The organism is Modestobacter sp. L9-4, from assembly GCF_019112525.1.
In the GTDB taxonomy this organism is placed as follows: Bacteria; Actinomycetota; Actinomycetes; order Mycobacteriales; family Geodermatophilaceae; genus Modestobacter.
Genome location: NZ_CP077800.1, coordinates 2074045 through 2100605 on the forward strand (window position 1 = coordinate 2074045; position 26561 = coordinate 2100605).

The 26561-nt window shown below is 74.7% G+C and carries 22 protein-coding genes and 1 pseudogene; 12 read left to right on the plus strand and 11 right to left on the minus strand.

From position 1 onward, the window contains the following. Nucleotides 1-15: 15 nt before the first annotated feature. Nucleotides 16-591 carry an NTP transferase domain-containing protein gene (locus tag KUM42_RS09805; RefSeq protein WP_237496581.1) on the minus strand — a complete coding sequence of 192 codons (576 nt, stop codon included), beginning with the start codon at nt 589-591 and terminating at the stop codon, nt 16-18. 51 nt (nt 592-642) lie between these two features. Here KUM42_RS09805 and KUM42_RS09810 point away from each other — a divergent pair, with 51 nt between their 5' ends. Further along, on the plus strand, nt 643-1236 hold the full coding sequence (locus KUM42_RS09810; protein WP_237496582.1) for an NAD(P)H-dependent oxidoreductase: 594 nt from the start codon (nt 643-645) through the stop codon (nt 1234-1236). On the opposite strand, the gene KUM42_RS09815 is transcribed toward KUM42_RS09810, so the two are convergent. The 3 genes from KUM42_RS09815 to modA all read right to left on the minus strand — a co-directional run bounded on the left by KUM42_RS09815 (nt 1224) and on the right by modA (nt 3953). Then, nucleotides 1224-2273 (minus strand): ABC transporter ATP-binding protein, encoded by a 1050-nt coding sequence (locus tag KUM42_RS09815; protein WP_237496583.1) that lies wholly within the window; start codon nt 2271-2273, stop codon nt 1224-1226. The genes KUM42_RS09810 and KUM42_RS09815 overlap by 13 nt on opposite strands. A 61-nt stretch (nt 2274-2334) precedes the next feature. Next, the gene (locus KUM42_RS09820; RefSeq protein ID WP_237496584.1) at nt 2335-3141 is read right to left on the minus strand and encodes an ABC transporter permease; all 807 of its coding nucleotides are present in this window, start codon (nt 3139-3141) and stop codon (nt 2335-2337) included. Further along, complete coding sequence (modA, locus tag KUM42_RS09825) at nt 3138-3953, minus strand: molybdate ABC transporter substrate-binding protein (protein WP_237496585.1); 816 nt, start codon at nt 3951-3953, stop codon at nt 3138-3140. The genes KUM42_RS09820 and modA overlap by 4 nt, the downstream gene beginning before the upstream one ends. Before the next feature lie 214 nt (nt 3954-4167). On the opposite strand from modA, the gene KUM42_RS09830 reads away from it, so the two are divergent. Together KUM42_RS09830 and KUM42_RS09835 are read left to right on the plus strand one after the other, a co-directional pair. After that, nucleotides 4168-5691 (plus strand): aldehyde dehydrogenase family protein, encoded by a 1524-nt coding sequence (locus KUM42_RS09830; protein ID WP_237496586.1) that lies wholly within the window; start codon nt 4168-4170, stop codon nt 5689-5691. Beyond that, entirely contained in the window at nt 5688-6155 is a 468-nt protein-coding gene (locus KUM42_RS09835; protein WP_255557582.1) for a DUF779 domain-containing protein, read from the plus strand. The genes KUM42_RS09830 and KUM42_RS09835 overlap by 4 nt, the downstream gene beginning before the upstream one ends. A 72-nt stretch (nt 6156-6227) precedes the next feature. Here KUM42_RS09835 and KUM42_RS09840 read toward each other — a convergent pair whose 3' ends face one another. Beyond that, nucleotides 6228-6620 (minus strand): molybdopterin-binding protein, encoded by a 393-nt coding sequence (locus tag KUM42_RS09840; RefSeq protein WP_237496588.1) that lies wholly within the window; start codon nt 6618-6620, stop codon nt 6228-6230. 160 nt (nt 6621-6780) lie between these two features. Here KUM42_RS09840 and KUM42_RS09845 point away from each other — a divergent pair, with 160 nt between their 5' ends. The 3 genes from KUM42_RS09845 (at nt 6781) to KUM42_RS09855 (ending at nt 10873) form a co-directional block, all read left to right on the plus strand. After that, the gene (locus KUM42_RS09845; RefSeq protein WP_237496589.1) at nt 6781-8499 is read left to right on the plus strand and encodes an ATP-dependent DNA helicase RecQ; all 1719 of its coding nucleotides are present in this window, start codon (nt 6781-6783) and stop codon (nt 8497-8499) included. A 111-nt stretch (nt 8500-8610) separates the two neighbouring features. Further along, the gene (locus KUM42_RS09850) at nt 8611-10272 is read left to right on the plus strand and encodes a carbamoyltransferase C-terminal domain-containing protein (protein ID WP_237496590.1); all 1662 of its coding nucleotides are present in this window, start codon (nt 8611-8613) and stop codon (nt 10270-10272) included. A gap of 127 nt (nt 10273-10399) precedes the next feature. Then, nucleotides 10400-10873, plus strand: a complete 474-nt coding sequence (locus KUM42_RS09855; protein ID WP_237496591.1) for a DUF4383 domain-containing protein — start codon at nt 10400-10402, stop codon at nt 10871-10873. 84 nt (nt 10874-10957) lie between these two features. On the opposite strand, the gene KUM42_RS09860 is transcribed toward KUM42_RS09855, so the two are convergent. Further along, on the minus strand, nt 10958-11155 hold the full coding sequence (locus KUM42_RS09860) for a hypothetical protein (RefSeq protein ID WP_237496592.1): 198 nt from the start codon (nt 11153-11155) through the stop codon (nt 10958-10960). 89 nt (nt 11156-11244) lie between these two features. Here KUM42_RS09860 and KUM42_RS09865 point away from each other — a divergent pair, with 89 nt between their 5' ends. Further along, nucleotides 11245-11628: a VOC family protein gene (locus KUM42_RS09865; protein ID WP_237496593.1), complete on the plus strand. Its 384-nt coding sequence runs from the start codon at nt 11245-11247 to the stop codon at nt 11626-11628. 24 nt (nt 11629-11652) lie between these two features. On the opposite strand, the gene KUM42_RS09870 is transcribed toward KUM42_RS09865, so the two are convergent. Next, entirely contained in the window at nt 11653-13302 is a 1650-nt protein-coding gene (locus KUM42_RS09870; RefSeq protein WP_237496594.1) for an LCP family protein, read from the minus strand. A gap of 205 nt (nt 13303-13507) precedes the next feature. On the opposite strand from KUM42_RS09870, the gene KUM42_RS09875 reads away from it, so the two are divergent. From KUM42_RS09875 to KUM42_RS09885, 3 genes are read left to right on the plus strand one after another with little or no spacing between them, the layout of a single operon-like run. Then, nucleotides 13508-14470 (plus strand): acyl-ACP desaturase, encoded by a 963-nt coding sequence (locus KUM42_RS09875; protein ID WP_237496595.1) that lies wholly within the window; start codon nt 13508-13510, stop codon nt 14468-14470. 58 nt (nt 14471-14528) lie between these two features. Further along, nucleotides 14529-15329, plus strand: a complete 801-nt coding sequence (locus KUM42_RS09880; RefSeq protein WP_237496596.1) for an exodeoxyribonuclease III — start codon at nt 14529-14531, stop codon at nt 15327-15329. A 59-nt stretch (nt 15330-15388) separates the two neighbouring features. Further along, nucleotides 15389-16489 carry a spore photoproduct lyase family protein gene (locus tag KUM42_RS09885; RefSeq protein ID WP_237496597.1) on the plus strand — a complete coding sequence of 367 codons (1101 nt, stop codon included), beginning with the start codon at nt 15389-15391 and terminating at the stop codon, nt 16487-16489. A 58-nt stretch (nt 16490-16547) separates the two neighbouring features. On the opposite strand, the pseudogene KUM42_RS20410 reads toward KUM42_RS09885, so the two are convergent. Further along, nucleotides 16548-18388, minus strand: a pseudogene (locus KUM42_RS20410) (SpoIIE family protein phosphatase). Next, the gene (locus KUM42_RS09895) at nt 18340-19188 is read right to left on the minus strand and encodes a PP2C family serine/threonine-protein phosphatase (protein WP_237496599.1); all 849 of its coding nucleotides are present in this window, start codon (nt 19186-19188) and stop codon (nt 18340-18342) included. The pseudogene KUM42_RS20410 and the gene KUM42_RS09895 overlap by 49 nt, the downstream one beginning before the upstream one ends. A 182-nt stretch (nt 19189-19370) precedes the next feature. Between KUM42_RS09895 and yaaA the strand changes: the two genes are divergently transcribed. Continuing rightward, a complete protein-coding gene (yaaA, locus tag KUM42_RS09900; RefSeq protein ID WP_237496600.1) occupies nt 19371-20129 on the plus strand; it encodes a peroxide stress protein YaaA in 759 nt (252 codons plus the stop codon). A 28-nt stretch (nt 20130-20157) separates the two neighbouring features. Here the strand turns inward: yaaA and KUM42_RS09905 are convergent, their stop codons facing one another. Then, on the minus strand, nt 20158-20613 hold the full coding sequence (locus tag KUM42_RS09905; protein WP_237496601.1) for a PGPGW domain-containing protein: 456 nt from the start codon (nt 20611-20613) through the stop codon (nt 20158-20160). A gap of 81 nt (nt 20614-20694) precedes the next feature. On the opposite strand from KUM42_RS09905, the gene KUM42_RS09910 reads away from it, so the two are divergent. After that, nucleotides 20695-21534 (plus strand): DNA/RNA non-specific endonuclease, encoded by an 840-nt coding sequence (locus KUM42_RS09910; RefSeq protein ID WP_237496602.1) that lies wholly within the window; start codon nt 20695-20697, stop codon nt 21532-21534. 3 nt (nt 21535-21537) lie between these two features. On the opposite strand, the gene KUM42_RS09915 is transcribed toward KUM42_RS09910, so the two are convergent. Further along, nucleotides 21538-26514 (minus strand): NAD-glutamate dehydrogenase, encoded by a 4977-nt coding sequence (locus KUM42_RS09915; RefSeq protein WP_237496603.1) that lies wholly within the window; start codon nt 26512-26514, stop codon nt 21538-21540. Nucleotides 26515-26561: the final 47 nt, after the last annotated feature.

The window sequence follows — 26561 nt, forward strand, 5'->3', positions numbered from 1 at the left end:
GAACCGGGGCTGTCGTCAGGGCGCAGGCGGGACGTCGAGGTCGGTGGGGTCGGCCAGGCCCGTGCAGTCGACCTCGGTGACCTCGCGTGCCGCCAGGTACGCGCGGGCGCCCTCGTCGCCGGTGGCCGTCGCCGCCACCCCGGCCCAGTGCTCGCGGCCCAGGAGCACCGGGTGGCCGCGGACGCCGTCGTAGGTGGCCACCGCCAGGGCGTCCGGAGCGGCGTGCGCCGCCACCCGGGCCAGGGCGGCCGGGGTCATGCCGGGCACGTCGACCAGCTGCACCAGCACCGCGTCGACCCGGCCGGGCCAGCCGCGCAGCCCGTTGAGCCCGGTGCGCAGGCTGGAGGCCATCCCGGTCTCCCAGTCGGCGTTGGCCAGCACGGTGGCGCCGGTGAGGTCCGCGGTGCGCCAGACGTCGACCGCCTGGGCGCCCAGGACGACCAGCACCGGGTCGCAGACCGCGGCCGCCGTGCGCACCGCGCGCTCGACCAGCAGGCTGCCCTCGAACTCGACCAGCGCCTTGGGCATGCCGTACCGCCGGCCACCCCCGGCGGCGAGCACCAGCCCCGCGACGGGGGCGTCCGACGTCATCCCGCCACCCTGCCACCCGTCGTCCGCCGGCCCGGTCGGCACCATGACCCCATGGCCACCCTCATCGTGACCGCGCACCCCGACACCGGTTCGCTGACGCACCGGGCGGCCCAGCGGGTGCAGGAGCTGCTGCCCGCCGGGAGCACCGAGACCGCCCACCTGGCGCAGGAGGGCTTCGACCCGCGGTTCACCGACTCCGACCGGCGCGCCTACCTGGAGCGGCGGCCCGCCGGACCGGACGTCCTCGCCGAGCAGCAGCGGGTCGACCGGGCCACCGACCTGGTGCTGGTCTTCCCGGTGTGGTGGTGGTCGATGCCGGCGCTGCTCAAGGGGTGGGTCGACCGGGTGTTCATCGGCGGGTGGGCGTTCGGTTTCGACGAGGCCGGCCGCGTCGTGCCGGCGCTCGGGCGGCTGACGGCGCACCTGCTGCCGGTCTCCGGGACGGCAGCGGGGTCCTTCGCCCGGCACGGCTACGCGCAGTCCTTCAGCACGCAGGTCGAGCACGGCGTCCTCGACTACTGCGGCATGCGGCGGGGCGCCACCGCCTTCCTGTGGGAGTCCGAGTCCGGCGACGCGGCCGCCGTGGCGCGCAGCCTGGAGGAGGCGGCGGCGGCGATCGCCACCGCCGTCGGTCAGCGCGGGTAGACGGCCACCTCGGAGGCCTTCACCGACGCCCACACCTGCGCCCCCGGCGCCAACCCCAGCTCGGCGAAGGACGTCGCGGTGACGTCGGCGGTCAGCGCCACCTCCCCGGCGAGGTCGCAGCGCACCACCGAGCCGTGCGGGGTGGCGGTGACCAGCTGCAGCGGCCAGACGTTGCGCGGGCTGCCGGCGGGGCGGGACAAGTACAGCGAGACCGACTCCGGCCGGACGGCGACGAACACCGGGCCGTCGACCTCGGCGGCCACCGCGACCGAGCCGCCGCCGTCCAGCTCCACCGTCGTGCCGGTGCCCGTGCCGGCCAGCAGCACCAGCCCGACGAGGCGGGCCACGTAGTCGGTGCGCGGGCGGCGGGCGACCTCGGCGGGGGTGCCGGTCTGCACGACCCGGCCGTCCTCGACCACGACCACCCGGGTGGCCAGCGCCATGGCGTCGACCGGGTCGTGGGTGACCAGCACGGCGCTGCCGGCGTAGTCGGCGAGGTGCCGGTGCAGCTCGGCCCGCACGGTGAGCCGGGTGCGGGCGTCCAGCGCCGACAGCGGCTCGTCCAGCAGCAGCACCCGGGGCTCGCCCACCAGCGCCCGGGCCAGCGCCGCGCGCTGCGCCTGCCCGCCGGACAGCTGCCCGGGACGCCGGTCGCCCAGCCCGGACAGCCCGACCCGCTCCAGCCAGGCCGCCGCGGCCACACGGGCCGCCGACCGGGGGACACCGCGGGAGCGCGGCCCGAACGCCACGTTCTCGGTGACCGACAGGTGCGGGAAGAGCAGGTGGTCCTGGAAGACCATGCCGATCGCGCGCCGGTGCGGGGGCAGGTGGACGTCCGCTGCGTTCCAGACCGCGTCGCCGTCCACCACCACCCGGCCGCCGTCCGGCACCAGGAGCCCGGCCAGCACCCGCAAGATCGTGGACTTGCCCGCGCCGTTGGGGCCGAGCACCGCCAGCACCTCGCCGTCGGCCACCGAGAGATCGACGTCCACCTCCAGCGAGCCGCGCCGCACCACGACGTGCGCCTCGAGGCTCACGCCGTCACCCGCCACGGAGTCCCAGGGCTCGGAAGACGTCGCGCTGCGACTCCATGAGCGGTCACGTGCTCACCGTGCGGCCGAGCCAGCGGCCGCGGAGCAGGAGCAGGGTGGCCAGCGAGACCGCCAGCAGCACCAGGCTGAGCACGATCGCCGCCTCCGGGTCGCTCTGCAGGGCGAGGTAGACCGCCAGCGGCATCGTCTGCGTCGTCCCGGGGAAGTTGCCGGCGAAGGTGATGGTGGCGCCGAACTCCCCCAGTGCCCGCGCCCAGCAGAGCACCGCACCGGCGGCGAGGCCCGGGGCGACCAGCGGCAGCGTGACCCGGCGGAACGTCGTCCACCGGTCGGCGCCCAGGGTGGCTGCGGCGTCCTCGAAGCGGGCGTCGGCGGCGCGCAGCGCGCCCTCCACGCTGATCACCAGGAACGGCATGGCCACGAACGTCTCGGCGACCACGACCGCGGCGGTGGTGAACGGCAGCGAGAACCCGGTCGCCTCGAACAGCGGCCGGCCGAGCAGGCCCTGCCGGCCCAGCACCAGGAACAGCGCCACGCCGCCCACCACGGGGGGCAGCACCAGCGGCACGGTGACCAGCGCGCGCAGCACCGACCGGCCGCGGACCGTCGACCGGGCCAGCACCCAGGCCAGCGGGACGCCGAGCAGCAGCGACACCGCGGTGGCCGCCGTCGCCGAGAGCAGCGACAGCCGCAGCGCCTCGCCCACGCCCGGGCGGATCAGCTGCGGCCCGATCTGCGACCACGGCGCGCGCACCACCAGCCCGAGCAGCGGCAGCACCAGGAAGGCGACCGCGAGCAGCGCGGGCACGAGCAGCGGCGCCGGCACCCCGCCGTCGCGGCGCCGGCGGCTCACGAGGTCGGGAACCCGGCGGCGCCCAGCGCGGCCTGTCCGGCCGGGGAGCGCACCAGGTCGCTGAACGCCCGGGCCGCGGCCGGGTTCGGCGCGTCGGACAGGACGGCGGCCTCGTAGCGGTTGACCGCCTGCTCGCTCTCCCGGAAGGCGAAGGACAGGACCTGGTCACCGGCCGAGACGGCGTCGGAGACGTAGACCAGCCCGGCGTCGACCTCGCCCAGCTCCACCTTGGTCAGGACGGCGCGCACGTCCTCCTCGTAGGTGTCCGGCGTGGCCGGCGAGCCGGCCGCGGCCAGCACCTCCGCCGCCGCGGCGCCGCAGGGCACCTCCGGGGCGCAGACGGCGAGCGTGACGTCGGAGGTGAGGAGGTCGGCCAGCGAGGGGATGCCGCCCTGACCCGGGGGCGGCTGCAACCCGGCCGGATCGGCCCGCGGCACGGCCAGCACCAGCCGGTTGACCGCGATGTCCTCCGGGTCCTCGACGAGGCCGGCCTGCTGCACCCGCGCCATCTGGGCCTCGTCGGCGGCGGCGAAGAGGTCGGCCGGGGCGCCCTGGGTGAGCTGGGCGGCCAGCGCCGAGCTGCCGGCGAAGCTGAACCGGACGTCGACCTGCGGGTGCTGCTGCTCGAACTGGTCCCCGAGGGTGGTGAAGACGTCGGTGAGCGAGGCGGCGGCGAACACGGTCAGCGTGCCGCTGAGCTCACCGCCGTCCGACGACGGAGTGGCCACCGCGCCGTCCGCCGCGGGACCGGTGCACGCGGCGAGGCCCAGGGCCAGCGTCGCGGCGGCAGCCAGCAGTGACCGGTTCGGCACGGCACCTCCCAGGTCGGCGTGACCCGGGGAGCGGCGCATCCGCAGGTGCGGAGATCCTACGGCCGATCACCCGCAGATGAGAAGACCCGGGCCGACCTGGCACCGGCGGTGGTGACGGCCGACAGCGCCGACCGTTGCCCCGGTGCGCCGGACAGGCCTAGCGTCCGTGTGGTGCCGGTCACACCGACGTGCCGGTCACCCCAGGAGGAACAGCATGGCCACGTACGCCGCACCCGGCACCGCGGACAGCCCGGTCACCCTCAAGGCCCGTTACGAGAACTGGATCGGCGGCGCGTGGACCCCGCCGGCCGGCGGGCAGTACTTCGAGAACCCGACGCCGGTCACCGGTGAGGTCTACTGCGAGGTCGCCCGCGGCACAGCCGCCGACATCGACGCCGCCCTGGACGCGGCGTGGACGGCCTTCGAGACCTGGGGGAAGACCTCGGCGACCGAGCGGTCGAACGTGCTGCTGAGGATCGCCGACCGGATGGAGCAGGCCCTCGAGCAGCTCGCCGTCATCGAGACCTGGGACAACGGCAAGCCGATCCGCGAGTGCCTCGCCGCCGACCTGCCGCTGGCGATCGACCACTTCCGCTACTTCGCCGGCGCGATCCGCGGGCAGGAGGGCGGGATCTCCCAGCTCGACGAGGACACCGTCGCCTACCACTTCCACGAGCCGCTGGGCGTCGTCGGACAGATCATCCCGTGGAACTTCCCGATCCTCATGGCCACCTGGAAGCTCGCGCCGGCGCTGGCGGCGGGCAACTGCGTCGTCCTCAAGCCGGCCGAGCAGACCCCGGTGTCGATCATGCACCTGGTGGAGCTGATCGCCGACCTGCTCCCGGCCGGCGTGCTCAACGTGGTCAACGGCTTCGGCGTGGAGGCCGGCAAGCCGCTGGCCTCGAGCAGCCGGATCCGCAAGATCGCCTTCACCGGGGAGACCACCACCGGGCGGCTGATCCTGCAGTACGCCTCGCAGAACCTGATCCCGGCGACCCTGGAGCTGGGCGGCAAGAGCCCGAACGTCTTCTTCGCCGACGTGATGGACCACGCCGACGACTACCAGGACAAGGCGCTGGAGGGCTTCACGATGTTCGCCCTCAACCAGGGCGAGGTCTGCACGTGTCCGTCGCGGGCGCTCATCGAACGGTCGATCTACGACGACTTCCTGGCCCTCGGCGCGATCCGCACGAAGGCCGTGCGGCAGGGCAACCCGCTGGACACCGACACGATGATCGGCGCGCAGGCCAGCAACGACCAGCTGGAGAAGATCCTGTCCTACATCGACATCGGGAAGGCCGAGGGCGCCCGGGTGCTCATCGGTGGCGAGCGGGCCGAGCTCGGCGGCGAGCTCAACGGCGGCTACTACGTGCAGCCGACGATCTTCGAGGGCCGCAACGACATGCGCGTCTTCCAGGAGGAGATCTTCGGGCCGGTGCTCTCGGTTGCCAGCTTCACCGACTACGCCGACGCCATCTCGATCGCCAACGACACCCTGTACGGCCTGGGGGCGGGGGTGTGGAGCCGCAACGGCAACACCGCCTACCGCGCCGGGCGGGACATCCAGGCCGGCCGGGTGTGGACGAACAGCTACCACACCTACCCGGCGCACGCGGCCTTCGGCGGCTACAAGGCCTCCGGCATGGGCCGGGAGAACCACAAGATGATGCTCGACCACTACCAGCAGACCAAGAACCTGCTGGTCAGCTACAGCACGAAGGCCCAGGGGTTCTTCTGACCGGGCCCGCTCCCGAGCCCGTCGACCGGGTCGCGCTCACCCCGGAGGCGGCGGACGTCGTCCGTCGCCTCCGGGCCGCGCACGGCCCGCTGATGTTCCACCAGTCCGGTGGGTGCTGCGACGGCTCGGCGCCGATGTGCTTCCCGCGGGGGGACTTCATCGTCGGGGACGACGACGTCCTGCTCGGCCTGCTCGACGACGCCCACCCCGGGGAGCCGTCCCCCGTGCACCGTCCCGGGGAGCCGATCGCCGAGGACGTCAGCCCGGTGTGGATCTCCGGGCCGCAGTACGCGGCCTGGGCGCACACCCAGCTGCTGCTGGACGTCGTCCCCGGGCGCGGCGCCGGCTTCAGCCTGGAGGCACCGGAGGGCGTGCGGTTCCTGACCCGCAGCCGGGTGTTCGACGACGCCGAGCAGCAGTGGCTGGACAGCTGCCCCGCACCGCGGGGACGGGACGTGACCTGAGCTGGGGGACGACGACCCGGCAGGTGCCGGTCGCTCCGCTCCTCACTCGCAGGCGCTCGCTGCGATGCCCACTCACGGCACGTCGACGCTGACCTGGGTGGCCTTGACGGTGGCGACGGCGCGGACGCCGGGCTCGAGCCCCAGCTCGTCGGCGGCCTCGCGGGACATCAGCGAGACCACCCGGAACGGCCCGGCCTGGATCTCGACCTGCGCCATCACGGTGTCCCGGACCACCCGGGTCACGATGCCGGTGAGCCGGTTGCGGGCCGAGGACGAGCGGGTCGCCCCGGGCTGCGGTGCGTCGTGCAGCTCCGCGGCGAGCCGCGCCAGGTCCGCGCCGTCGACCTGGGCGGGGCCGCCCGCGCGGGTGGCGGCGAGCCGGTCGCCGTCGATCCAGCGGCGCACGGTGTCGTCGCTGACGCCGAGCAGCGCGGCGGCCTCGGAGATCCGGTACGAGGTGGCCACCCGGCGAAACTAGGTCCGCACGTGCGGTTCCACAAGGCGCCTGTGGCCGCTCCTGCGGGCAGCGGAATCACACGGTTGTAGGCAACCTTGTCGATCGATCGGAACCCGGGCCTGACCTGGGAGTCGTTTGTCGATCTCGGGCCCCGGGAAGTCGGGGCCGGTGACTGCGACCGTCCAGCGCCCCGCCGACCCGACCACGAAGGCCGGTGGGTCCGCGTCCGTCCGCACCCGCCGGATCCGGCAGGTCGCCCGCGACGTGCTCGGCTACACGGAGTTCCGCCCCGGCCAGGAGGACGCCATGAAGGCGGTCGCCGCGGGGCGCGACACCCTCGCCGTCCTGCCCTCGGGCGCGGGCAAGTCCGCGGTCTACACCGTCGCCGGGCTGCTGCTCGACGGGCCGGTCCTCGTCGTGTCCCCGCTGGTCGCCCTGCAGCGCGACCAGGTGCAGCGGCTGGAGGAGCTGGGCGAGGACGCGGTCGGGAAGGCGGCGGTGCTCAACTCCGGCCTCTCGGTGCTCGAGCACCAGGCCGTGCTGGACGGCATGCGCGACGGGACGATCCGCTACTGCTTCCTGGCGCCGGAGCAGCTGGCCAAGCCCGAGGTCGTCGAGGCGATCCGCACCTCGGCCCCGGCGCTGTTCGTGGTCGACGAGGCGCACTGCGTCTCCGCCTGGGGCCACGACTTCCGCCCCGACTACCTGCGCCTCGGCGGGGTCGTGCAGCAGCTGGGCCACCCCACGGTGCTCGCGCTGACGGCGACCGCCGCGCCGCCGGTGCGCGCCGAGATCGTCGAGCGGCTGGAGATGACCGAGCCGGAGGTCGTCGTCGCCGGCTTCGACCGCCCGGAGATCCGGCTGGAGGTCGTCCACCACGCCGACGCCCAGCACAAGCACCACGCGATCCTGGACAAGGTCTGCGAGCTCAGCGGTGCCGGGATCGGCATCCTCTACAGCGCCACCCGCAAGGGCACCGAGGAGTTCGCCGAGGGCCTGACCGGGCGCGGGCTGCGGGCCGCGGCCTACCACGCGGGGTTGAGGAAGAGCGACCGCGAGGAGGTCCAGCGCCGCTACATGGACGACGAGCTGGACGTCGTCGTCGCCACCACCGCCTTCGGCATGGGCATCGACAAGCCCGAGACCCGCTTCGTGGTGCACGCCGAGCCCGCGGACTCCGTCGACAGCTACTACCAGGAGATCGGCCGCGCCGGGCGCGACGGCGAGCCGGCGGTCGCCGTCCTGGTGTACCGCCAGGAGGACCTCGGCATCCGCAAGTTCTTCGCCGCCGGGGCGCCCGCCGAGCAGGAGCTCCAGCAGGTCGCCGGGCTGGTGCGCGCCGGAGCCGAGGCCGGCATGGACGGCGTCGACGTCCACGAGCTGCGCGAGGAGACCGGCCGGGCGGCGACGCCGCTGGTGCGCGACCTGAACCTGCTCGAGCAGGCCGGCGCCGTCGTGCTCGACGACGACGGGACGGCGTCCCCGGCCCCGGGCGCCCCCGCGCCCGGTGAGGCCGCCGCGGCCGCCCGCGAGCTCGCCCAGCAGCACATCAAGGTCGACGAGAGCCGGATCGAGATGATGCGCGGCTACGCCGACACCACCGGCTGCCGCCGCCAGTACCTGCTCGGCTACTTCGGCGAGCAGCTCGACGAGCCGTGCGGCAACTGCGACAACTGCAGCGCGGGGTCCTCCCAGCAGCAGCACGCCGCCGACGCCGACCACCCGTTCCCGATCGACTCCGCGGTCGACCACTCCGAGTGGGGTCCGGGCCTGGTCATGCGGCACGAGGACGACCGGATCGTCGTCCTGTTCGAGGAGGTCGGCTACAAGACCCTCGCCCTGCAGGCCGTGATCGACCACGAACTGCTCCGCCGCCGCGCGGGCTGACGTCCCCCGGCGAGGTGAACGGCCGCACCTGACCGTGCGTGACGGTCGAGCACACTGCGATCATCTGGGGTGGGACCGGGCAGTACGTGTCCGGCCGGGAGGAGTGCGCACGTGAAGGTGCTGGGCATCAACGCGATCTACCACGACCCGTCGGCGGCGCTCGTCGTCGACGGCAGGGTCGTGGCCGCGGCAGAGGAGGAGCGCTTCAGCCGTCGCAAGCACGGCAAGCGCCCGCTGCCGTGGAGCGCCTGGGAGCTGCCTGAGCTCGCCGCGGCCTGGTGCCTGCGCGAGGCCGGCATCCGCCCCGAGGAGCTGGACGCGGTCGCCTACTCCTTCGACCCGGAGCTGATGGGCACCCCGGAGGACTCCGGGCTGTTCGACGACGGCGACGTGATGCGCAAGAAGTACGCCGAGATGGCGCCGGACTTCCTCGCCCACGCCCTGCCCGGCCTCGACCCGGCCAAGGTCCGCTTCGTCAAGCACCACGTCGCCCACGCGGCCTCCGCCGGCCTGGCCGCCCCCGCGCGCGGTGGCCTGCGGGACAACTCGGTGCTGGTGCTCGACGGCCGCGGCGAAGCGCACAGCCACCTCGCCGGCCGCTACGTCGACGGCCAGCTCGAGGTGCTCGCCGGCCAGGCGCTGCCGCACTCCCTGGGCCTGATGTACGAGGACCTCACCGACCACCTGGGCTTCCTGCGCAGCTCCGACGAGTTCAAGGTCATGGCGATGGCCTCCTACGGCAAGCCGCGCTTCGTCGGCGCGCTGTCGGAGTTCATCCGGGCCACCGACGACGGCGGCTTCCGCACGGACAAGATCGACTACACAGAGTTCGCCCCTCGCCTGGGCAAGGACGAGCCGTGGACCGAGGCGCACGCCGACCTGGCCGCCAGCGTCCAGCAGCGCCTGGAGGAGGTCCTCATCGACCTCGCCACCTGGGTGCACGCCCAGACCGGTGACAAGGTGTTGACCCTCGCCGGCGGCACCGCGCTCAACTGCGTGGCCAACACCCGCATCCTGGCCGAGAGCCCCTTCGAGCAGGTCTGGGTGCAGCCGGCCGCCGGTGACGCCGGGACGGCGCTGGGTGCGGCCCTGCACGTGGCCCGCGAGCTCGGCGAGGACACCCAGCCGATGCCGGGCGCCGCCCTGGGCCGCGGCTGGACCGACGAGCAGATCGAGCAGGTGCTCATCACCGCCTCGATCGACTACGAGCGCCCGGACGACGTCGCCGAGGCCGTGGCCGAGGTGCTGGCCGACAACGGCATCGTCGCCTGGTTCCAGGGCCGCAGCGAGTTCGGTCCGCGCGCGCTGGGCCGCCGCTCGCTGATGGCGCACCCCGGCTTCGAGGGCAACCTCGAGCGGATGAACGACGTCAAGGGCCGGGAGCAGTTCCGCCCGGTCGCGCCGATGGTGCTGCTGGAGAAGGCCCCGGAGATCTTCAGCCGCGGCCCGATCCCCTCGCCGTACATGCTCTTCGTGCACGACGTGGCGCCGGAGTGGCGGGAGAAGATCCCCACCGTCACCCACGTGGACGGCACCGCGCGCATCCAGACGATCGACCCCGAGGTCGACCCGCTGGTGCACCGGATGATCTCCGCCTTCGAGCGGCGCACCGGGCTGCCGATCGTGGTCAACACCAGCCTGAACACCGCCGGACGCCCGATGGTCGACGACCCGCGGGACGCCCTGGAGTGCTTCGGCTCGGCCCCGGTCGACCTGCTGGCCATCGGCCCGTTCGTCGTCCGCCGCCCGAAGGCGACGCCGCGACCCGCCTGAGACACCGACGTACCGGAACGCCCCGTCACCCCTTCGGGTGACGGGGCGTTTCCGCAGGTGGGCCCGGGGGCACCCAGCGACTCGGCCCACCGAGACCCAGTGGGCCCCCACACTCTTGGAGGACCCCATGTCCACAGCAGACCTCCCGGGCGCCGGCTCCCGCGGCATGACCTGGCCGCAGCAGCTGTCCCTGGCCTTCGGCGTGATCTACACGCTGATCGGCGTCATCGGCTTCTTCATCACCGGCTTCGGCGACTTCTTCGGCAACATGAACGGGTCGTCGATGACCCACGACGACACCCTGCTCGGGTTCATGATCAACCCGGCGCACAACGTCGTCCACATCCTCATCGGCCTGGCCGGGATCGCGCTGTCCCGCACGCTGAAGAGCGCCCGCACCTACGGCCTGCTGCTGCTGGTCGGCTACGGGGCCGCGTTCGTCTACGGCGTCATCGCCGTCGGCAAGGACTGGGACTTCCTGAACCTGAACTGGGCCGACAACATCCTGCACATCGTCACCGCGATCGTGGGCGCCGTCATCGCCTTCGGCCCGGTCAAGACCATCACGCAGGAGCGCGGCCGCAACGCCTCGCTCCGCTGACCGGTCCCGGGGCCACCGCCCCGGACCTGGCACGCCACCGCCCGGACACCACTCGGTGTCCGGGCGGTGGCGTGTCCGGACCCGTCAGCGCACCCGGGCCCGGCGGAACAGGAAGGCGCCCACGGCGGCCAGGACGACGCCCACGACCAGCTGCGCGATCCCCACGCCGGCGCGGTCGCTGCTGAACCAGGTGGTCGCGGTGAGCACCAGGACGGCGGCGACGCCGAGCACGAAGAGGGCGACGAGCCGCTCGCGCCGGCTGCGGGGGTCCGGTGAGGTCATGTGCCGACCCTAGCGACGGCCGCATCGGCCAGGATGGACCGACCGCGCCGCCACCCGGCGCGCGGCTGAGGAACCCGGCAGGAGCCCCCATGCGGATCGCCATGACCAGCGTCTTCGTCGACGACCAGGAGAAGGCGCTGCGGTTCTACACCGACGTCCTCGGCTTCGTCGTCAAGAACGACGTCCCCGTGGGTGAGCACCGGTGGCTCACCGTCGTGTCCGCGCAGGGCCCGGACGGCGTCGAGCTGGTGCTCGAGCCCGACCAGCACCCGGCGGCGCGGGCGTTCAAGCAGGCGCTGGTCGCCGACGGCATCCCGTTCACCGCGTTCGCCGTGGACGACGTCCGCGCCGAGCACGCACGGCTGAGCGCGGCCGGTGTCCGGTTCGTCCAGCCGCCGCTGTCCATGGGCCCGATGACGGTCGCCGTCCTCGACGACACCTGCGGCAACCTGATCCAGCTCGCCGGCGCCTGACCGCCCCGGGTCGGGCGCCGGGCGTCAGCGGCCGAGGTTGTCCGGCTCGCCCGCCTCCAGCGCCGCGGCGGCCTGCGCCGGGTCGAAGGCGCAGGCGTCGGTGACCTCGGCCGGCACCCCGCCGTTGCCGGCCGGTGCCGGAGCGGCCGACAGCGGCGCGCTGGACGTGGCGGGGGCCTCCGACGTCGCGGGGGCCTCCGACGTCGCCGGGGCGGTCGTGTCGCCGCCGCCGGACGGCTGGGCCGGGTGCAGGGCCTCCTGCACCAGCGACCGGATCCGGTCGTAGTCCGGGTAGGCCGGGTTGATCACCGTGGAGTCGAACACGACGCTGCGGATCCCGGCGTCCTTGACCTGGAAGGCCAGGTCCACGACGTCCCCGAGCTCGCTGGAGGGGACGTCGGAGCTGACGATGTCCGAGGTCGTGCGGGCCAGCTCCTGGTAGCGGGACAGCAGCTTCACCGGGTCGGCGGAGTCGACGATGGCCTGCAGGACGCAGCGCTGGCGGTCCATCCGCAGGTAGTCCGACAACCCGAAGCGCCCGCGGGCGAAGTCGAGCGCCTCGACGCCGTCCATGTGCTGGTCGGGGCCGGGGGCGATGTAGCGGTCGGGCAGCGTCTTGGTGGCGGTGTCGCCGTTGACCGGCACGTAGTAGTTGACGTTCAGCGTCAGCCCGCCCAGGGCGTCGACCAGCCGGCTGAACCCGTCGAGGTTGACCAGCACGTAGTAGTCGATGTGCAGGCCCAGGGCCTCACCGACACCGAGCTTGAGCCAGTCGGCGCCGGCGTCGTCGGTCGGGCCCAGGACGTCGGGGTGGGCGGCCGGCCCGTTGCGGTAGACCGCGTTGAGCAGGCTCTCGCTCTCGCTGCCGGCGTCGAAGCCGTCGGGGTACAGGGCGGCCAGCGGGCTGTCCTCGGGGAACGGGAGGTCCTCGAGGTTGCGCGGCAGGCTGAACAGCGTCGTCGCACCGGTGTCCAGCTGCACGTTCGCCACGATCACCGTGTCGGTGCGCACGCCCTCGCGCCCGGCCCCGCCGTCGCCGCCCAGCAGCAGGATGTTGACCTCGTCCTGACCGCCGAAGGGCACGGTCCGGTCGGCGGGCTGGGTGACCGTGGCGCTGTCGCCGTCGTCGAAGACGGTGTCGAGCAGGTTGCGCTGGGCGACGGCGAGCTGCACGCCCCAGGCGGCCGGGACGACGACGGCCGCGCACAGCAGGGTGACCACACCGGCGCCGACGCCCCGCTGCCAGGGGCGCAGCCGCCGGGGCCGCACGGCCCGGTAGCCGGTGACGACGACGAGCAGCCAGCCCAGCGCGAGGACGACGATCCCGGCGATGATCCAGCGCAGTGCCGTCGAGTCGACGGCGAGCCGGACGACACCCCGCTGGGCGTGGGTGGCCACGACCAGCCCGCCGACGACGAGCAGCAGGAACAGGGCCAGCAGCGCGGCGCCGACCTTGCGCCGCCCGGTGGCCAGGAACGCCGTCCCGGGGACGACGGTGCCGGCGACGGTCAGCAGCAGCGCCGAGCCGAAGCCGGCGGCGCGGCGCCGCGTGCGGCGGTGGGCGTGGGGCGCGCGGTCGGGATCGACGTACGCCGAGCTCCCGGTACGAGCCGGGGGCTCGGAGGGGTCGGCGCCGTGCCGCGATCGCCGGAGCGGGTTGGCGTCGTCGCTCACGCGACGATCACGCGCGCCGGGAACTCGGTCATTCGACCATGATCGCACCGATCCCGCCCCACGCCACCAGCGTGACCTCCCACAACTCACCCACAGGAGGTGCTACCGGCCCGCCGCGCCTGCCGGTGAGGCGGTGCACACCGGGCCGTCACCGCCCTGGTCACGTACGTTGAGAGGTCCGCAGGCAGGGACCCAGGAGGCCACCGTGTCGAAGACGCCGACCGAGGCAGCACTGCTGATCGAGCTGGAGTCGGTGGTCGAGGAGAACCTCGACCGCCACCTCGGCCTGGCCCAGGAGTGGCACCCGCACGACTACGTGCCCTGGTCCCAGGGCCGCGACTTCGCCTTCCTCGGCGGTGAGGACTGGGCACCGGAGCAGTCGAAGCTGGACGAGACCGCCAAGGCGGCCATGTTCACCAACCTGCTGACCGAGGACAACCTGCCCAGCTACCACCGGGAGATCGCCACCCGCTTCGGCCGCGACGGCGCCTGGGGCACCTGGGTGGGCCGCTGGACGGCGGAGGAGAACCGGCACGGCATCGCGCTGCGCGACTACCTGGTGGTCACCCGCGGGGTCGACCCGGTCGAGCTAGAGCGCGCCCGGATGGACTACATGACCTCGGGCTACGACTCAGGCGACAAGACCGCGCTGGAGGCCGTCGCCTACGTGTCCTTCCAGGAGCTCGCGACCCGGGTCAGCCACCGCAACACCGGCAAGGCCACCGGCGACCCGATCGCCGACCGGCTGCTCGCCCGCATCGCCAAGGACGAGAACCTGCACATGGTCTTCTACCGCAACATCGTCTCCGCGGCGTTCGACATCGCCCCGGACGAGACGATGCGCGCGGTCGCCGACGAGGTCATGCGCTTCGAGATGCCCGGCGCCTCGATGGCCGGGTTCCGCAAGAACTCCGTGCTCATCGCCAAGGCCGGCATCTACGACCTGCGGCTGCACCACGACGAGGTCATCTCCCCGGTGCTGCGCGCCTGGAAGGTGTTCGAGCGCACCAACCTCGGCCCGGCCGGCGAGCAGGCCCGCGAGGACCTGGCCCGGTTCATGACCGGCCTCGACGCCCAGGCCACCAAGTTCGTGGAGAGCCGCGACCGCATGCGCGCCCGCCTGCAGGCCCGGTCCGACTCGGAGATCGCCCCCCTCTCGCAGGCGTGAGCGGAGTGGGTTCGTCGGCCTGAGCCGGACGGATCCACTCCGCCTAGGCTCGGGAGCCGTGCGCCTCGCCACCTGGAACGTGAACTCCATCCGCAGCCGAGCCGACCGGGTGGAGGCGTGGCTGCAGCGCAGCGACGTCGACGTCCTGGCGCTGCAGGAGACCAAGTGCAAGGACGAGCAGTTCCCGTTCCAGCGCTTCCAGGCGCTCGGCTACGAGGTGGCTCACGTCGGCCACTCGCAGTGGAACGGCGTCGCGCTGCTGTCCCGGGTCGGGCTGGACGACGTGCAGGTCGGCTTCCCGGGCATGCCGTCATGGGCGAAGGACGACGCGGAGCCGGTCGCCGAGGCCCGCGCGATCGGCGCCACCTGCGGCGGGGTGCGGGTGTGGAGCCTCTACGTGCCCAACGGGCGCAGCCTCACCGACCCGCACCTGCAGTACAAGCTCGAGTGGCTGGAGGCGCTGCGGGTCAGTGCCGCCGGCTGGCTCAGCGAGGACGCCGAGGCCCAGGTCGCGCTGGTCGGTGACTGGAACATCGCCCCGCAGGACGACGACGTGTGGGACATGGGCGTCTTCGCCAACTCCACCCACGTGTCGCCGACCGAGCGGGCCGCCTTCGCCGCGGTCGTCGAGGCGGGCTTCACCGACGTCGTCCGGCCGTACACGCCCGGCCCGGGCGTCTACACCTACTGGGACTACACGCAGCTGCGCTTCCCGCGCCGGGAGGGCATGCGGATCGACTTCCAGCTCTGCTCCCCCGCCCTCGCCCGGCGGGTGTCCGACGCCCGGATCGACCGCGAGGAGCGCAAGGGCAAGGGCGCCAGCGACCACGCCCCGGTGGTCGTCGAACTGGCCGGATGAGCCCTGCGACACGCCGCTGATCTGGAAGGACGGCGTCCGGTGGGCCGTTGACACAGGCGATGACCACCGCAGTCGCTCCCGCTCCTGCCCCCGCCGCCACCCGCCTCTGGACGCCGTCCCGCGTCCTGGTGACCCGTTCCGCCGCCGAGCGCCCGCACGGCCGGCGCGTCATCGACCGCCTCGAGACCGCCGGGGTCTCCGACATCGAGCTGCTGACCGGCGACCGGCTGCCCAACCTGCGCGGCGACGGCGACCGGGCGGCGTTCATGGCGGCCAAGCAGACCCTCGCCGTCGTCGTCCCGCCCGCGTCCAAGCGGAAGCTGCAGCCGATCCCGCCGTCCGCGGACTGGCGCTTCGACCTGGCCGAGGGCTGCCCGGCGCACTGCCAGTACTGCTACCTGGCCGGCTCGCTGACCGGCCCGCCGATCACCCGCGTGTGGGCCGACCTCGACGAGGCGCTGGCCGACCTGGAGCCCTACGTCGGTCACGGCGCCATCACCTCCGGCACCGCGGAGCGCGGCATGGAGGGGACGACGTTCGAGGCCTCCTGCTACACCGACCCGCTGGCGCTGGAGCACCTCACCGGCGGGATGGCCACGGCGATCACGTACTTCGGCACCCACGACTGGCCGGGTCCGGTGCAGCTGCGTGCGACCACCAAGTTCGACGACGTCGCCGGCCTGCTCGACCTCCCGCACAACGGCCGCACCCGGCTGCGCTTCTCGGTCAACGCCGCCTCCGTGGACCGCCGCTTCGAGGGCGCGACCGCCAAGGTGCCCGCCCGCATCGCCGCGCTGTCGGCCGTCGCCGCGGCCGGCTACCCGGTGGGCCTGACCATCGCCCCCATCATGCCGGTCGAGGGCTGGCGTGAGGAGTACGGCCAGCTGCTGGACGACGTGGCCGCCGTCCTCCCGGCCGGCACCGACCTCACCGTCGAGTGCATCACCCACCGGTTCACGCCGAACAGCAAGGCGACGCTGACCGAGTGGTACCCGCGCACCAAGCTGGAGATGGACGAGGAGCTCCGCACCACCAAGCGCGGCAAGTTCGGCGCGGTGAAGCACGTCTACCCCAAGGACACGATGACCGAGCTGCGCGGCTGGTTCACCGGCGCGATCGCCGAGCGGCTCCCGGAGGCCCGCCTCCTCTACTGGACCTGAGGGAGGACCCCGCTGCCCCCGCAGCGGGGCCGCCACGGGCCGGACGGGAGGGAGGCCGTCAGGCGGGCAGCGCGCGGATGGCGATGAGCGCCACGTCGTCCTCCGCGCCGGCCGCGGGCAGCAGGACGTCGACGACCCGGTCGCACAGCGCCTCGAGCTCCAGCGCCGCGGCGTCCGACACCGTGGCCACCAGGTCGGCCAGGCCCTGGTCGAGGTCCCGCTCTCCCCGGCCCGGCCCGTCCCGGCCCTGCTCGATGAGGCCGTCGGTGTAGAGCAGCAGCGTCGCACCGGGGGCAGCGCCGTCCCGTGCTCCGGGCGGGGCCGGTCGGGCAGGACGCCCAGCGGCAGGCCGACCGGGTCGGTGAGCACCGCCACCGTCCCGTCGGGGTGCAGCAGCAGCGGCGGCGGGTGACCGGCCGAGGACCAGCGGACCACGAGCTCGCCGTCCCGGCTGTCCGTGCCGCCCGCGATCCGGGCCACCAGGGCCGTGGCGAAGACCCGCTGGTCCAGGGTGCGGCAGGCGGCGTCGACGGCGGCGAGGACGCCGGCGGAGGACCGGGTGCCGTCGTGGCCGGCCATCCGGAGCATGGTGCGCAGCTGGCCCATGGTGGCCGCGGCGTCGACGTCGTGGCCGGCGACGTCGCCGATCACCAGGCTGGTCGCACCGGAGGCGTCCACGAAGGCGTCGTACCAGTCCCCGCCCACCAGCTGGGCCAGGCCGGCCGGCCGGTAGCGGGCGGCCAGGCGCAGGTCGCCGGGCGCGGGGAGCAGCGCGGGCAGCAGCGCCCGCTGCATCGTCTCCGACACGGTGCGCTCCCGGGCGTGCACCCGGGCGTTCTCCACCACCAGGGCGGCGCGGTCGGCCAGTGCGGTGACGAGGTCGCGGTCGGTGTCGCTGTAGGGCCGCGAGCCCCGCACCCGGGCGAGGGTCAGCACGGCCGCGACCCGGCCGCGGCTGCGCAGCGGCACCACCAGCGAGCTGGCGATCCCGAGCTGGTCCACGGCCTCCCGCTGGGCCGCCGTCAGGCCGGGGGCGTCCGCGGTGTCGACCAGCTCCGCCCGGCCGGTGGCCGCCACGTGCCCGGGCCCGGCGGCCTCGCCGACCCGGCGCCCCACCGAACCGACCCACTCCTGCAGGAACGCCAGCTGCGCGGGGTCGGCGTGCCGGGCGGCGACCGGCACCAGCCCGCCGTCGCGTTCCACGGTGCACACGTAGGCGAGGTCGCCCAGGTCGGGCACGGCGAGGGCGGTGATCGCCTGCCACACCTCGTCGGGGTCCAGGCCAGCACCGAGCAGCTCGCCGATCCGGGCCAGGACGGCGGCCCGCTCGGCCTCGGCCCGGGCCAGCGCCACGGCCTGCTCGGCGCGCACCGTCGCCACCCGCAGCTCGACCTCGCGGGAGGCGATGGCGGCGAGGTCGGCCAGCAGCGCCGCGTCGGCCGCCGTCCAGGGGTGCACCTCGGTGTCGATGAGGCAGAAGCTGCCCAGCACGAACCCGTCGGGGGTGCGGATCGGGTGCCCGGCCCAGGCCCGCACGTGCATGTCGTCGATCGCGGGGTTGAGCCGGGTCCGCTCGTCCAGCCGCACGTCGGGCAGCAGCAGGGCGTCGCCGCCCAGCACGTGCTGGCAGAAGGAGTCCTCCAGCGTGCCCTCGACGGGTGCGCCGGTGGGCAGCCCCTGGCGGCTGAGCCAGTAGGAGCGCGCGTCGTCGACGATCGTCAGAAGCACGATGGGCGCGCCGGTGAGCCGCCGCGCCAGCGCGGTCAGCCGGTCGAAGGAGACCGTGGACTCGGCGTCGAGGAGGTCGGTGGCGTGGACGGCCGCCAGCCGTTGCGGATCGGAGGCCGCGGTCACCGGGGCCGGTGCTGCACGAGGCCGACCGGCACGGGGCCGGGCCACACGGCCTCCAGCGCCTCCGCGGTCTCCTCGCGCAGCTCGGTGGCCGCACCGACGGTCAGGACCCGCCGCGGACCGCCCTCGGCCGGCGCCTCGCGGACGTCGGCGACGACCACGGTGATGTTGTCGGTCGGCGGGCCGGCGAGCGCGGCGTCCCGCAGCCGGGCGGCGGCCTCGGCGGGGGTGCCGCCGTCGAGCAGGGTGCACAGCACGTCGGGCGGGACGACGTCGGACAGCCCGTCGGAGCAGACCATCACCCGGTCGCCGGGGCGGGCGTCGAGCCGGATCAGGTCGACCGCGGCGACGTCGTCGTAGGCGCCGTGCAGCGCGGCGTAGACGGCGGACCGCTGGGGGTGCACCTTCGCCTCGGCGGGGGTGAGCGAGCCCGCGTCGATCAGCGCCTGCACCAGCGTGTGGTCGGTGCTGACCTGGGTCAGCGAGCCGCCGGAGAGCAGGTAGCCGCGCGAGTCGCCGATGTGCAGCAGGGCCAGCCCCTCCTCGTCGACGAGCAGCGCGGTCATGGTGGTCGCCATCGTGCGCAGCCGCGGGCGCTCGGTGTAGGCCGCGCGGATCCGCTCGTTCGCGCTGGCCACGATCCGCAGCGGGTCGTCGGCGCCGTCGCCGGTGCTGCCGGTGGCCAACGGGGCCAGCCAGTTGGCCACCAGCGAGGACGCGACGGCCCCGCCGACGTTGCCGCCGACCCCGTCGGCGATGGCGATCAGGAGCGGCCCGGCGACCGCCGAGTCCTGGTTGTCCGGCCGCGGCCCGCGGGTCGAGACGGCCGCGCTGTCGAGCACCAGCACCGCCGCACCCCCTCGTCCGCGCACCTCGTCTGCGCGCACGGTGCACGCAGGGATCGACGAACGGTAGATCACCGCGCCGGACGACGCCCACGAGCAGCGCCGCAGGAGGGCCCCGGGCCGTCGGTGCAGTGCTCACCGGACCCTCGCACCCCACCCGGGCCGGGCACGTACCGTCGGTCCCCGTGCTCGTGCTGCTGCCCCCCTCGGAGACCAAGCACCCCGGCGGGGACGGCGCACCGCTGGACCTCGCCGCGCTGACCGCACCGGAGCTGACCCCGGTGCGCGAGCAGCTGGTCACGGCGGTCGTGGACCTGGCCGCCGACGTCCCGGCCGCGCGTGCGGCGCTGGGGCTCTCCCCGGCCCAGGACGAGGAGGTCGCCCGCAACGCCGTCCTGCGCAGCAGCCCGACGATGCCGGCGATCGAGCGCTACACCGGCGTCCTCTACGACGCACTCGACGTGCGCTCGCTGACCCGGGCGCAGCGGGCCCGGGCCGCCCGCCGGCTGGCGGTGGGTTCCGCGCTGTTCGGCGTGGTGGGTGCCGAGGACGCCGTCCCGGCCTACCGGCTGTCGGCGGGCAGCGCGCTGCCCGGCCTGCCCACGCTGCGCGCGCTGTGGAAACCCCTGCTCACCGACGTCCTCGGCTCGACCGACGAGCTGGTCGTGGACCTGCGCTCCGGTGCCTACGCCGACCTGGCGCCGGTGCCCGGCGCGGTGACGGTCCAGGTGCTCAGCGAGCGGCCGGACGGCACGCGGGCGGTGGTCAGCCACTTCAACAAGGCGCACAAGGGACGCCTGGCCCGGCTGCTCGTCACCACGACGGGCGAGCCGGACTCCGTCGTCCGGCTGCGGGCGCTGCTGCGCCGGGCGGGGTTGCACGTGGAACACGCCGGGGGCGCCGAGCTCACGCTCGTCGTGCCGGCCGCCGCGGTAACCCGCTGACGGCCGGCGCCGCCCGGCGCCCCGGGGGTCAGTCGCGGTCGCGGGGGACGGACGCGCGGTAGGCGCCGCCGGTGCCCGGGGTGGCGTCGGGGCGGTGGGCCTTGGCCTCCTCGATCGCCTCCTGCTTGCGGGCGAAGACGATGGTGCCGACCAGGAAGAGCCCGGACAGGATCAGGACCACGGCGGTGAAGGCGTTGACGAAGGGCAGGTCGACACCGGCCAGCGCGGCGATGCCCAGCGCGACGAGCACCAGCGCGGCGAGTGCGGCACCGACCGCCCGCAGGGGGCTCTTGCCGACCTCCTGGATCCCCTGCTCGGCCTTGTCCTTGGCGTAGTCCAGCGGCTTCTGCGCCCAGCTGAACCGGGTCGCCAGCACGGCGAGGCCGGCGGCGACGAGGACGAAGCCCGGACCAGGGAGGACGAGCAGCCCGATGCCGGCGAGGGTCAGCAGGCCGCCGAGGACGGCGATCACGACGGTCTTCATCTGTCGGTTGTGCCCGACTGACCGGCTGCTCACGCCTCGAGCGGACCGGCGAGTGTCGTAGCTCCCCGCCACGATGGCCCCATGACCGCTCCCGAGGACCTCGCCGACCGCGCCGGGCTGGACGAGCTGCTGCTCGGCGTGCCGGTCCCGCTGCCCGACCTGCGTGACGGCCCGCCCACGGTGCGGCTGGACTACACCCACTTCAGCCTGCGGATGCGCCCCGACCGGCGCCTCGCCGCGGTGACCGCGGTGGGCATCGACGGCGCCCTGCTGCGGGACGTGTCGCGGGAGGGCGTCGACTGGCGGCTGGACCCACGGCTGCCGGCCGAGCAGCAGACCGGCCCGGAGGTCTACGCCCGCAACGACCTCGACCGCGGCCACCTGGTGCGCCGGGCCGACGCCGTGTGGGGCACCCCCGCGGAGGCCCGGGCGGGCAACGAGGACACCTTCCACTACACCAACGCCGCACCGCAGGCCGCGGCGTTCAACCAAGGCGAGGAGCTGTGGCTGGGGCTGGAGACCTACCTGCTCACCCACGCCGCCACGTACCAGCGGCGGCTGGTGGTGGTGACCGCGCCGGTCCTGGACCCCAGCGACCCGCTCTACCGCGGCGTCCAGCTGCCGCTGCGCTTCGTCAAGGTCGCGGCCTTCGTCCAGGACGGCGAGCTCGCGGCCACCGGCTACGTGCTCGACCAGACCCCGCTGGTCGGCACCCTCCCCCAGGCCGCCGACGCACCGCCGCTGGGCCCCTTCCGCACCTTCCAGGCGCCGATCGCCGACGTCGCTGCGCTCACCGGGCTCGACCTGGACCAGCTGGCCGCCGTCGACCGGCTGCCGGCCCTCGTCGGGCAGGCGGCGCCCGAGCCCGGCGTCCCGGCCGGCTGGGTCCGGCTCAGCTCGCTCGGGCAGGTGCGCTGGTAGCCGTCAGCGGCGACGCCGGAGGCCCCGCAGCGTGCGGACGGCGACGACCAGCTCCGCGAGCTCGTGCCGGTCGCCGCCGGCCACCTCCGCCAGCTGGGCCGCCGACCGCTGCTGGGTGACGTCCCAGGAGTCCGCCCACCGCTGCACCAGGTCGGCGGCGGACGCCTCCACGCTGGACTCCCGCAGCGCCAGCACGTCGGCGGTCAGCGCCGCCTGCTCGGTGGCCAGGTCGTCGCGCAGGCTCGCCCGGGCCATCGAGGGCCAGCGGCGGTCGCGGGGCAGGGCGATGACCAGCTCGCGCAGCGGCACCAGCCCGAGCAGCTCGGCCAGGTGCTGGGACACCTGCGCGGCCAGCGCGATCGGGGCACCCGTGTCCTCCACCACGACGGCGAGGTCGAGCGCGACCGGCAGCAACGGCGCGACGGCGACCTCGGCGGCCAGCTCCACCGGGACCCCGGCGGCCCGCAGCCCGGCGGCCCGGTCGGCGTGGGCCTCGGCGTCGGTGCCCAGCAGCCAGCCAGGCAGCCCCGCGCGGACCTCGGCGACCGGGGCGGCGAACCGTTCGGCGACCGCGGCCAGGCTGGGCGCGGGCTCCGCCGTGAGCTCGGGCACCCGCAGCAGCCAGCGGGTGGCCCGCTCGGCCAGCCGGGTCGCCTCGGTGCGCAGCTGCACCTGCACGGCCGCCGGCACCCGGTTGTCCAGGTCGCGCGGGGAGTCCCACAGCCGGTCGACGTCGAACACCGCACGGGCGACCGCGTGCGCCCGCACCACCGCCGCCAGCGGGGCGCCGGTCTCCTCTGCCAGCCGGAACACCCCGGTGACCCCGGCGGTGTTCACCGTCCGGTTGGTCAGCGCGGTGGTGATGATCTCCCGGCGGAGCGGGTGGCTGGTGAGCGCGGTGGGGAAGCGCCGGTGCAGCGGCTCCGGGAAGTAGTCGACCAGCAGGTGCTCCAGCGCCGGGTCGTCGGGCAGCCCGCCGTGCAGCACGGCGTCGGCGACCTCGATCTTGGCGTAGGCGAGCAGCACCGACAGCTCCGGGTTGCTCAGCCCCTGCCCGTCGCGGCGACGCTCGGCCAGCGCCCGGTCGTCGGGCAGCGCCTCCACGACCCGGTCCAGCCGCCCGGAGCGCTCCAGTGCCCGCAGGTACCGCTGGTGGGCGTCGAGCAGCCCGCGGGCCGCGGCGGACTCCCCGGCCAGGGCGGCGTTCTGCGCGTAGTTGTCGGCGAGCACGCCGGCGGCGACCTCGTCGGTCATCTCGCCCAGCAGCCGGGCCCGGCCGACCGGGTCCAGCCGGCCCTCGTCGGTCACCCGGTTCAGCGCGATCTTGATGTTGACCTCGTGGTCGGAGGTGTCCACGCCCGCGGAGTTGTCGATCGCGTCGTTGTTCACCCGGCCACCGGCCAGCGCGTACTCGATCCGGCCGCGCTGGGTCAGCCCCAGGTTGCCGCCCTCGCCGACCACCCGGACCCGCAGCTGACCGCCGTCCACCCGCACGGCGTCGTTGGCCTTGTCGCCGACGTCCAGCGCGCTCTCGGACGCCGCCTTCACGTACGTGCCGATCCCGCCGTTGAACAGCAGGTCGACCGGGGCGAGCAGCACCGCGCGCACCAGCTCCGCGGGGCTGAGCGCCGTCACGCCGTCGTCCAGCCCGAGCGCGGCGCGCATCGGCTCCGACACGGGGACCGACTTCGCCGTCCGGGGCCAGACCCCGCCGCCGGCGCTGATCAGCGAGCTGTCGTAGTCCGCCCACGAGGAGCGGGGCAGCTCGAACAGCCGGCGCCGCTCGGCGTGGGAGACCGCCGGGTCGGGGGTGGGGTCGACGAACACGTGCCGGTGGTCGAAGGCGGCCACCAGCTGCAGGTGCTCGCTGAGCAGCATGCCGTTGCCGAACACGTCACCGGACATGTCGCCGATGCCGACGACGGTGACCTCCTGGCGCTGCACGTCGACGCCCAGCTCGCGGAAGTGCCGGGTCACCGACTCCCACGCGCCGCGGGCGGTGATGCCCATCGCCTTGTGGTCGTAGCCGACCGAGCCGCCCGAGGCGAAGGCGTCCCCGAGCCAGAACCCGCGCTCGAGCGCGACGGAGTTGGCCAGGTCGGAGAAGGTCGCCGTGCCCTTGTCGGCGGCCACCACCAGGTAGGTGTCGTCGCCGTCGTGCCGGACCACGCGCTCCGGCGGGACGACGGCGCCCTCGACCAGGTTGTCGGTCAGCGACAGCAGCGCGCCGATGAACAGCCGGTAGCAGGCCTGGCCCTCGGCCAGCACCGCGTCGCGGTCGGCGCCCTCGCCCGGCCCGCGCAGCACGACGAACCCGCCCTTGGCCCCGGTCGGCACGATCACGGTGTTCTTCACCGTCTGCGCCTTCACCAGGCCCAGCACCTCGGTGCGCAGGTCCTCGCGCCGGTCGCTCCAGCGCAGCCCACCGCGGGCGACCGCGCCGAAGCGCAGGTGCACGCCCACCACCCGCGGCGAGCTCACCCACACCTCACGGGCCGGGCGCGGCTCGGGCAGGTCGGCGATCGCGTGCGGGTCGAGCTTGAGCGCCAGCGGGGCGGCGCCGGTGAGCACGCCGGCGGTGTACGCCGTCGTCCGCAGGGTCGCCTGCACCGCCGACAGCAGCGCGGTGAGCACCCGGTCGGCGTCCAGGCTCTCGACCCGGCCGATCGCCACGGTGAGGGAGTCGACGAGCGCGGTGGTGCGCACCTCGCGGCCGGCGGCGCGGTCGGGGTGGAAGCGGGTCTCGAACAGCGCCACCAGCCGGGCGACGACGCCGGGGTGCCCGCTGAGCACCTGCTCGACGTACCCCGCCCCGAAGGGCAGCCCGCCCTGCCGCAGCCACTGCACGTAGCCGCGCAGCACCGCCACCTGCCGCCAGGTGAGCCCGGCCAGCAGCACCAGGGCGTTGAGACCGTCGTCCTCGGCCCGGCCGGCCCACACCGCCGCGATCGCCTCGGTGAACCGCTCCGGCAGCGTGCCGGCGAAGGGCACCTCGGCGGCCGGTGCGGCCAGGCCGAAGTCGTACACCCAGGCCATCGGGGCGCCGATCCGGTCGATCTCGTAGGGCCGCTCGTCGACGACGTCGACGCCCATGTGCTGCAGCACCGGCAGCACGTCGCTCAGCAGCAGCCGCTCCCCCACCCGGTAGACGGTCAGCCGGCGGTCGCCCTCGGGCGCGTCCGCCGGCGCCCACAGCCGCAGGTCGGTCCCCCCGACGGCGAGCCGGTCGAGCCGGGCGAGGTCGGCCACGGCCACGCGGGCCGGGAAGTCCTCCTGGTAGGCGGCCGGGAAGGCGTCGGCGACGCGGGCCAGCAGCCGGGCGCCGTCGTCGCCGTGCCGCTCGGTGAGGGCGTCGGCGAGGTCGTCGGTCCAGCTGCGGGCCGCCGCCGCCAGCGCCGCCTCCAGCGCCGGGACGTCGACGTCCGGCAGCGAGGGCCCGTCCCGCCGGCTGACCGGCACCCGGACGACGAAGTGCAGCCGGGACAGCACCGACTCGCTCGACCGCACCGTGAACTCGACGTTGGTGCCGCCGAGGGTCTCCAGCAGCAGCCGCTGCATGGTCAGCCGGACCTCGGTCGTGTACCGGTCGCGCGGCAGGTAGACCAGCGCGGAGAAGAACCGGCCGAAGGGGTCGCGGCGCAGGAACAGCCGGGTCTGGCGGCGCTCGCGCAGGTGCAGCACGGCCAGGGCGACCGGCAGCAGCTCCTCGGTGTCGACCTGCAGCAGCTCGTCGCGCGGGTAGGTCTCCAGGACGTCGAGCAGCTCCTTGCCCGAGTGGCTGTCCGCCGGGACGCCGGAGCGCTCCAGCACCGCCTCCGCCGTCCGCCGCACGAGCGGGACGTCGCGCACGCTGACCGTGTGCGCCTCGGTCTGGAAGAGCCCGACGAGCAGGTGCTGGCGGGCCGGGGTGGCGCCGTCGGCCGGCAGGTCGACCACCACCAGGTCCAGCCAGGCCGGGCGCTGCACGGTCGAGCGGGCGTCGCCCTTGGTCACCAGGACCCGGCGGGCGGGGGCGCCCGGGGCCGCCAGCGCGGCCGGCGCGACCGAGGTGACCCGCTCCGGTGCGCTGCGCAGCACGCCCAGCTCGGAGCCGGGGACGACGGTGACGCCGGCCCCGCCCGCGTCGCCGGACCGCTCGACGGTGCGGGCCCCCAGCAGGAGGAAGTTGCCCCCGGTCAGCCAGCGCAGCAGCGCCGCGGCCTCGACCGGGTCCTCCCCCGGGTGCGCGGCCGGCTCCGCGCCGGGGGCCGCCAGCTGCTCCAGCGCGGCGGCGACCTCGCGGGTCCTCGCGACCAGGGCGGCGGCGTCGGCGTGGCTGCGGCGGACGTCGGCCAGCACCGTGGCCAGCCCGGCGAGCAGGTCGGTGGCCGACTCCTCGTCGACCGTGCCCGCCAGCACCACCGCCATCCAGGACTCGGCGAGCGCGTCGGCGCCGCAGGCCCCGGCGTCCGCGCTGTCGCAGAAGGCGAGCAGCTGCCCGGCGGGGTCGCGGCGCACGACCACCACCGGGTGGACCACGTGCTCCGGGGCGATGCCCTGGCGGACCACCTCGGCGGTGACGGAGTCGACCAGGTGGGGCATGTCGTCGATGACCACCCGGAGCACGGCGCGCCCCTCGGCGCTGCGGTGCACGTCGAGCAGCGGGGTGCCGGCCGGGCGGACGAGGGCCAGCCGCAGGTGGTCGACGGCCAGCACGGCCAGGTCGGCCGGCTCCTGCCCCACCACCTCCGCGGCGGGCTCCCCGGCGTAGAAGCGGTGCACCAGGGTGCCGGCGTCCTCGCGGCCGAAGCCGGGGGCGTCGTCGGGCTCCTCGGTGAGCAGTCCGCTCGCGGCGGCCGCGGCGAGGTCCAGCAGGTGGCGCTTGACGTCCTGGGCGGCCTCCAGCGAGGCCATGTCCACCGGTCCGTCGGCGGTCAGCGAGGGCGACGGCAGGGCCGGCACCACAGCGGACCGATCGGACTCCGTACCCAGGCCGGTCATGCTCCGACGCTAGCGGCCGCTCCCCCGTGCTGCACGCACATCGGCGC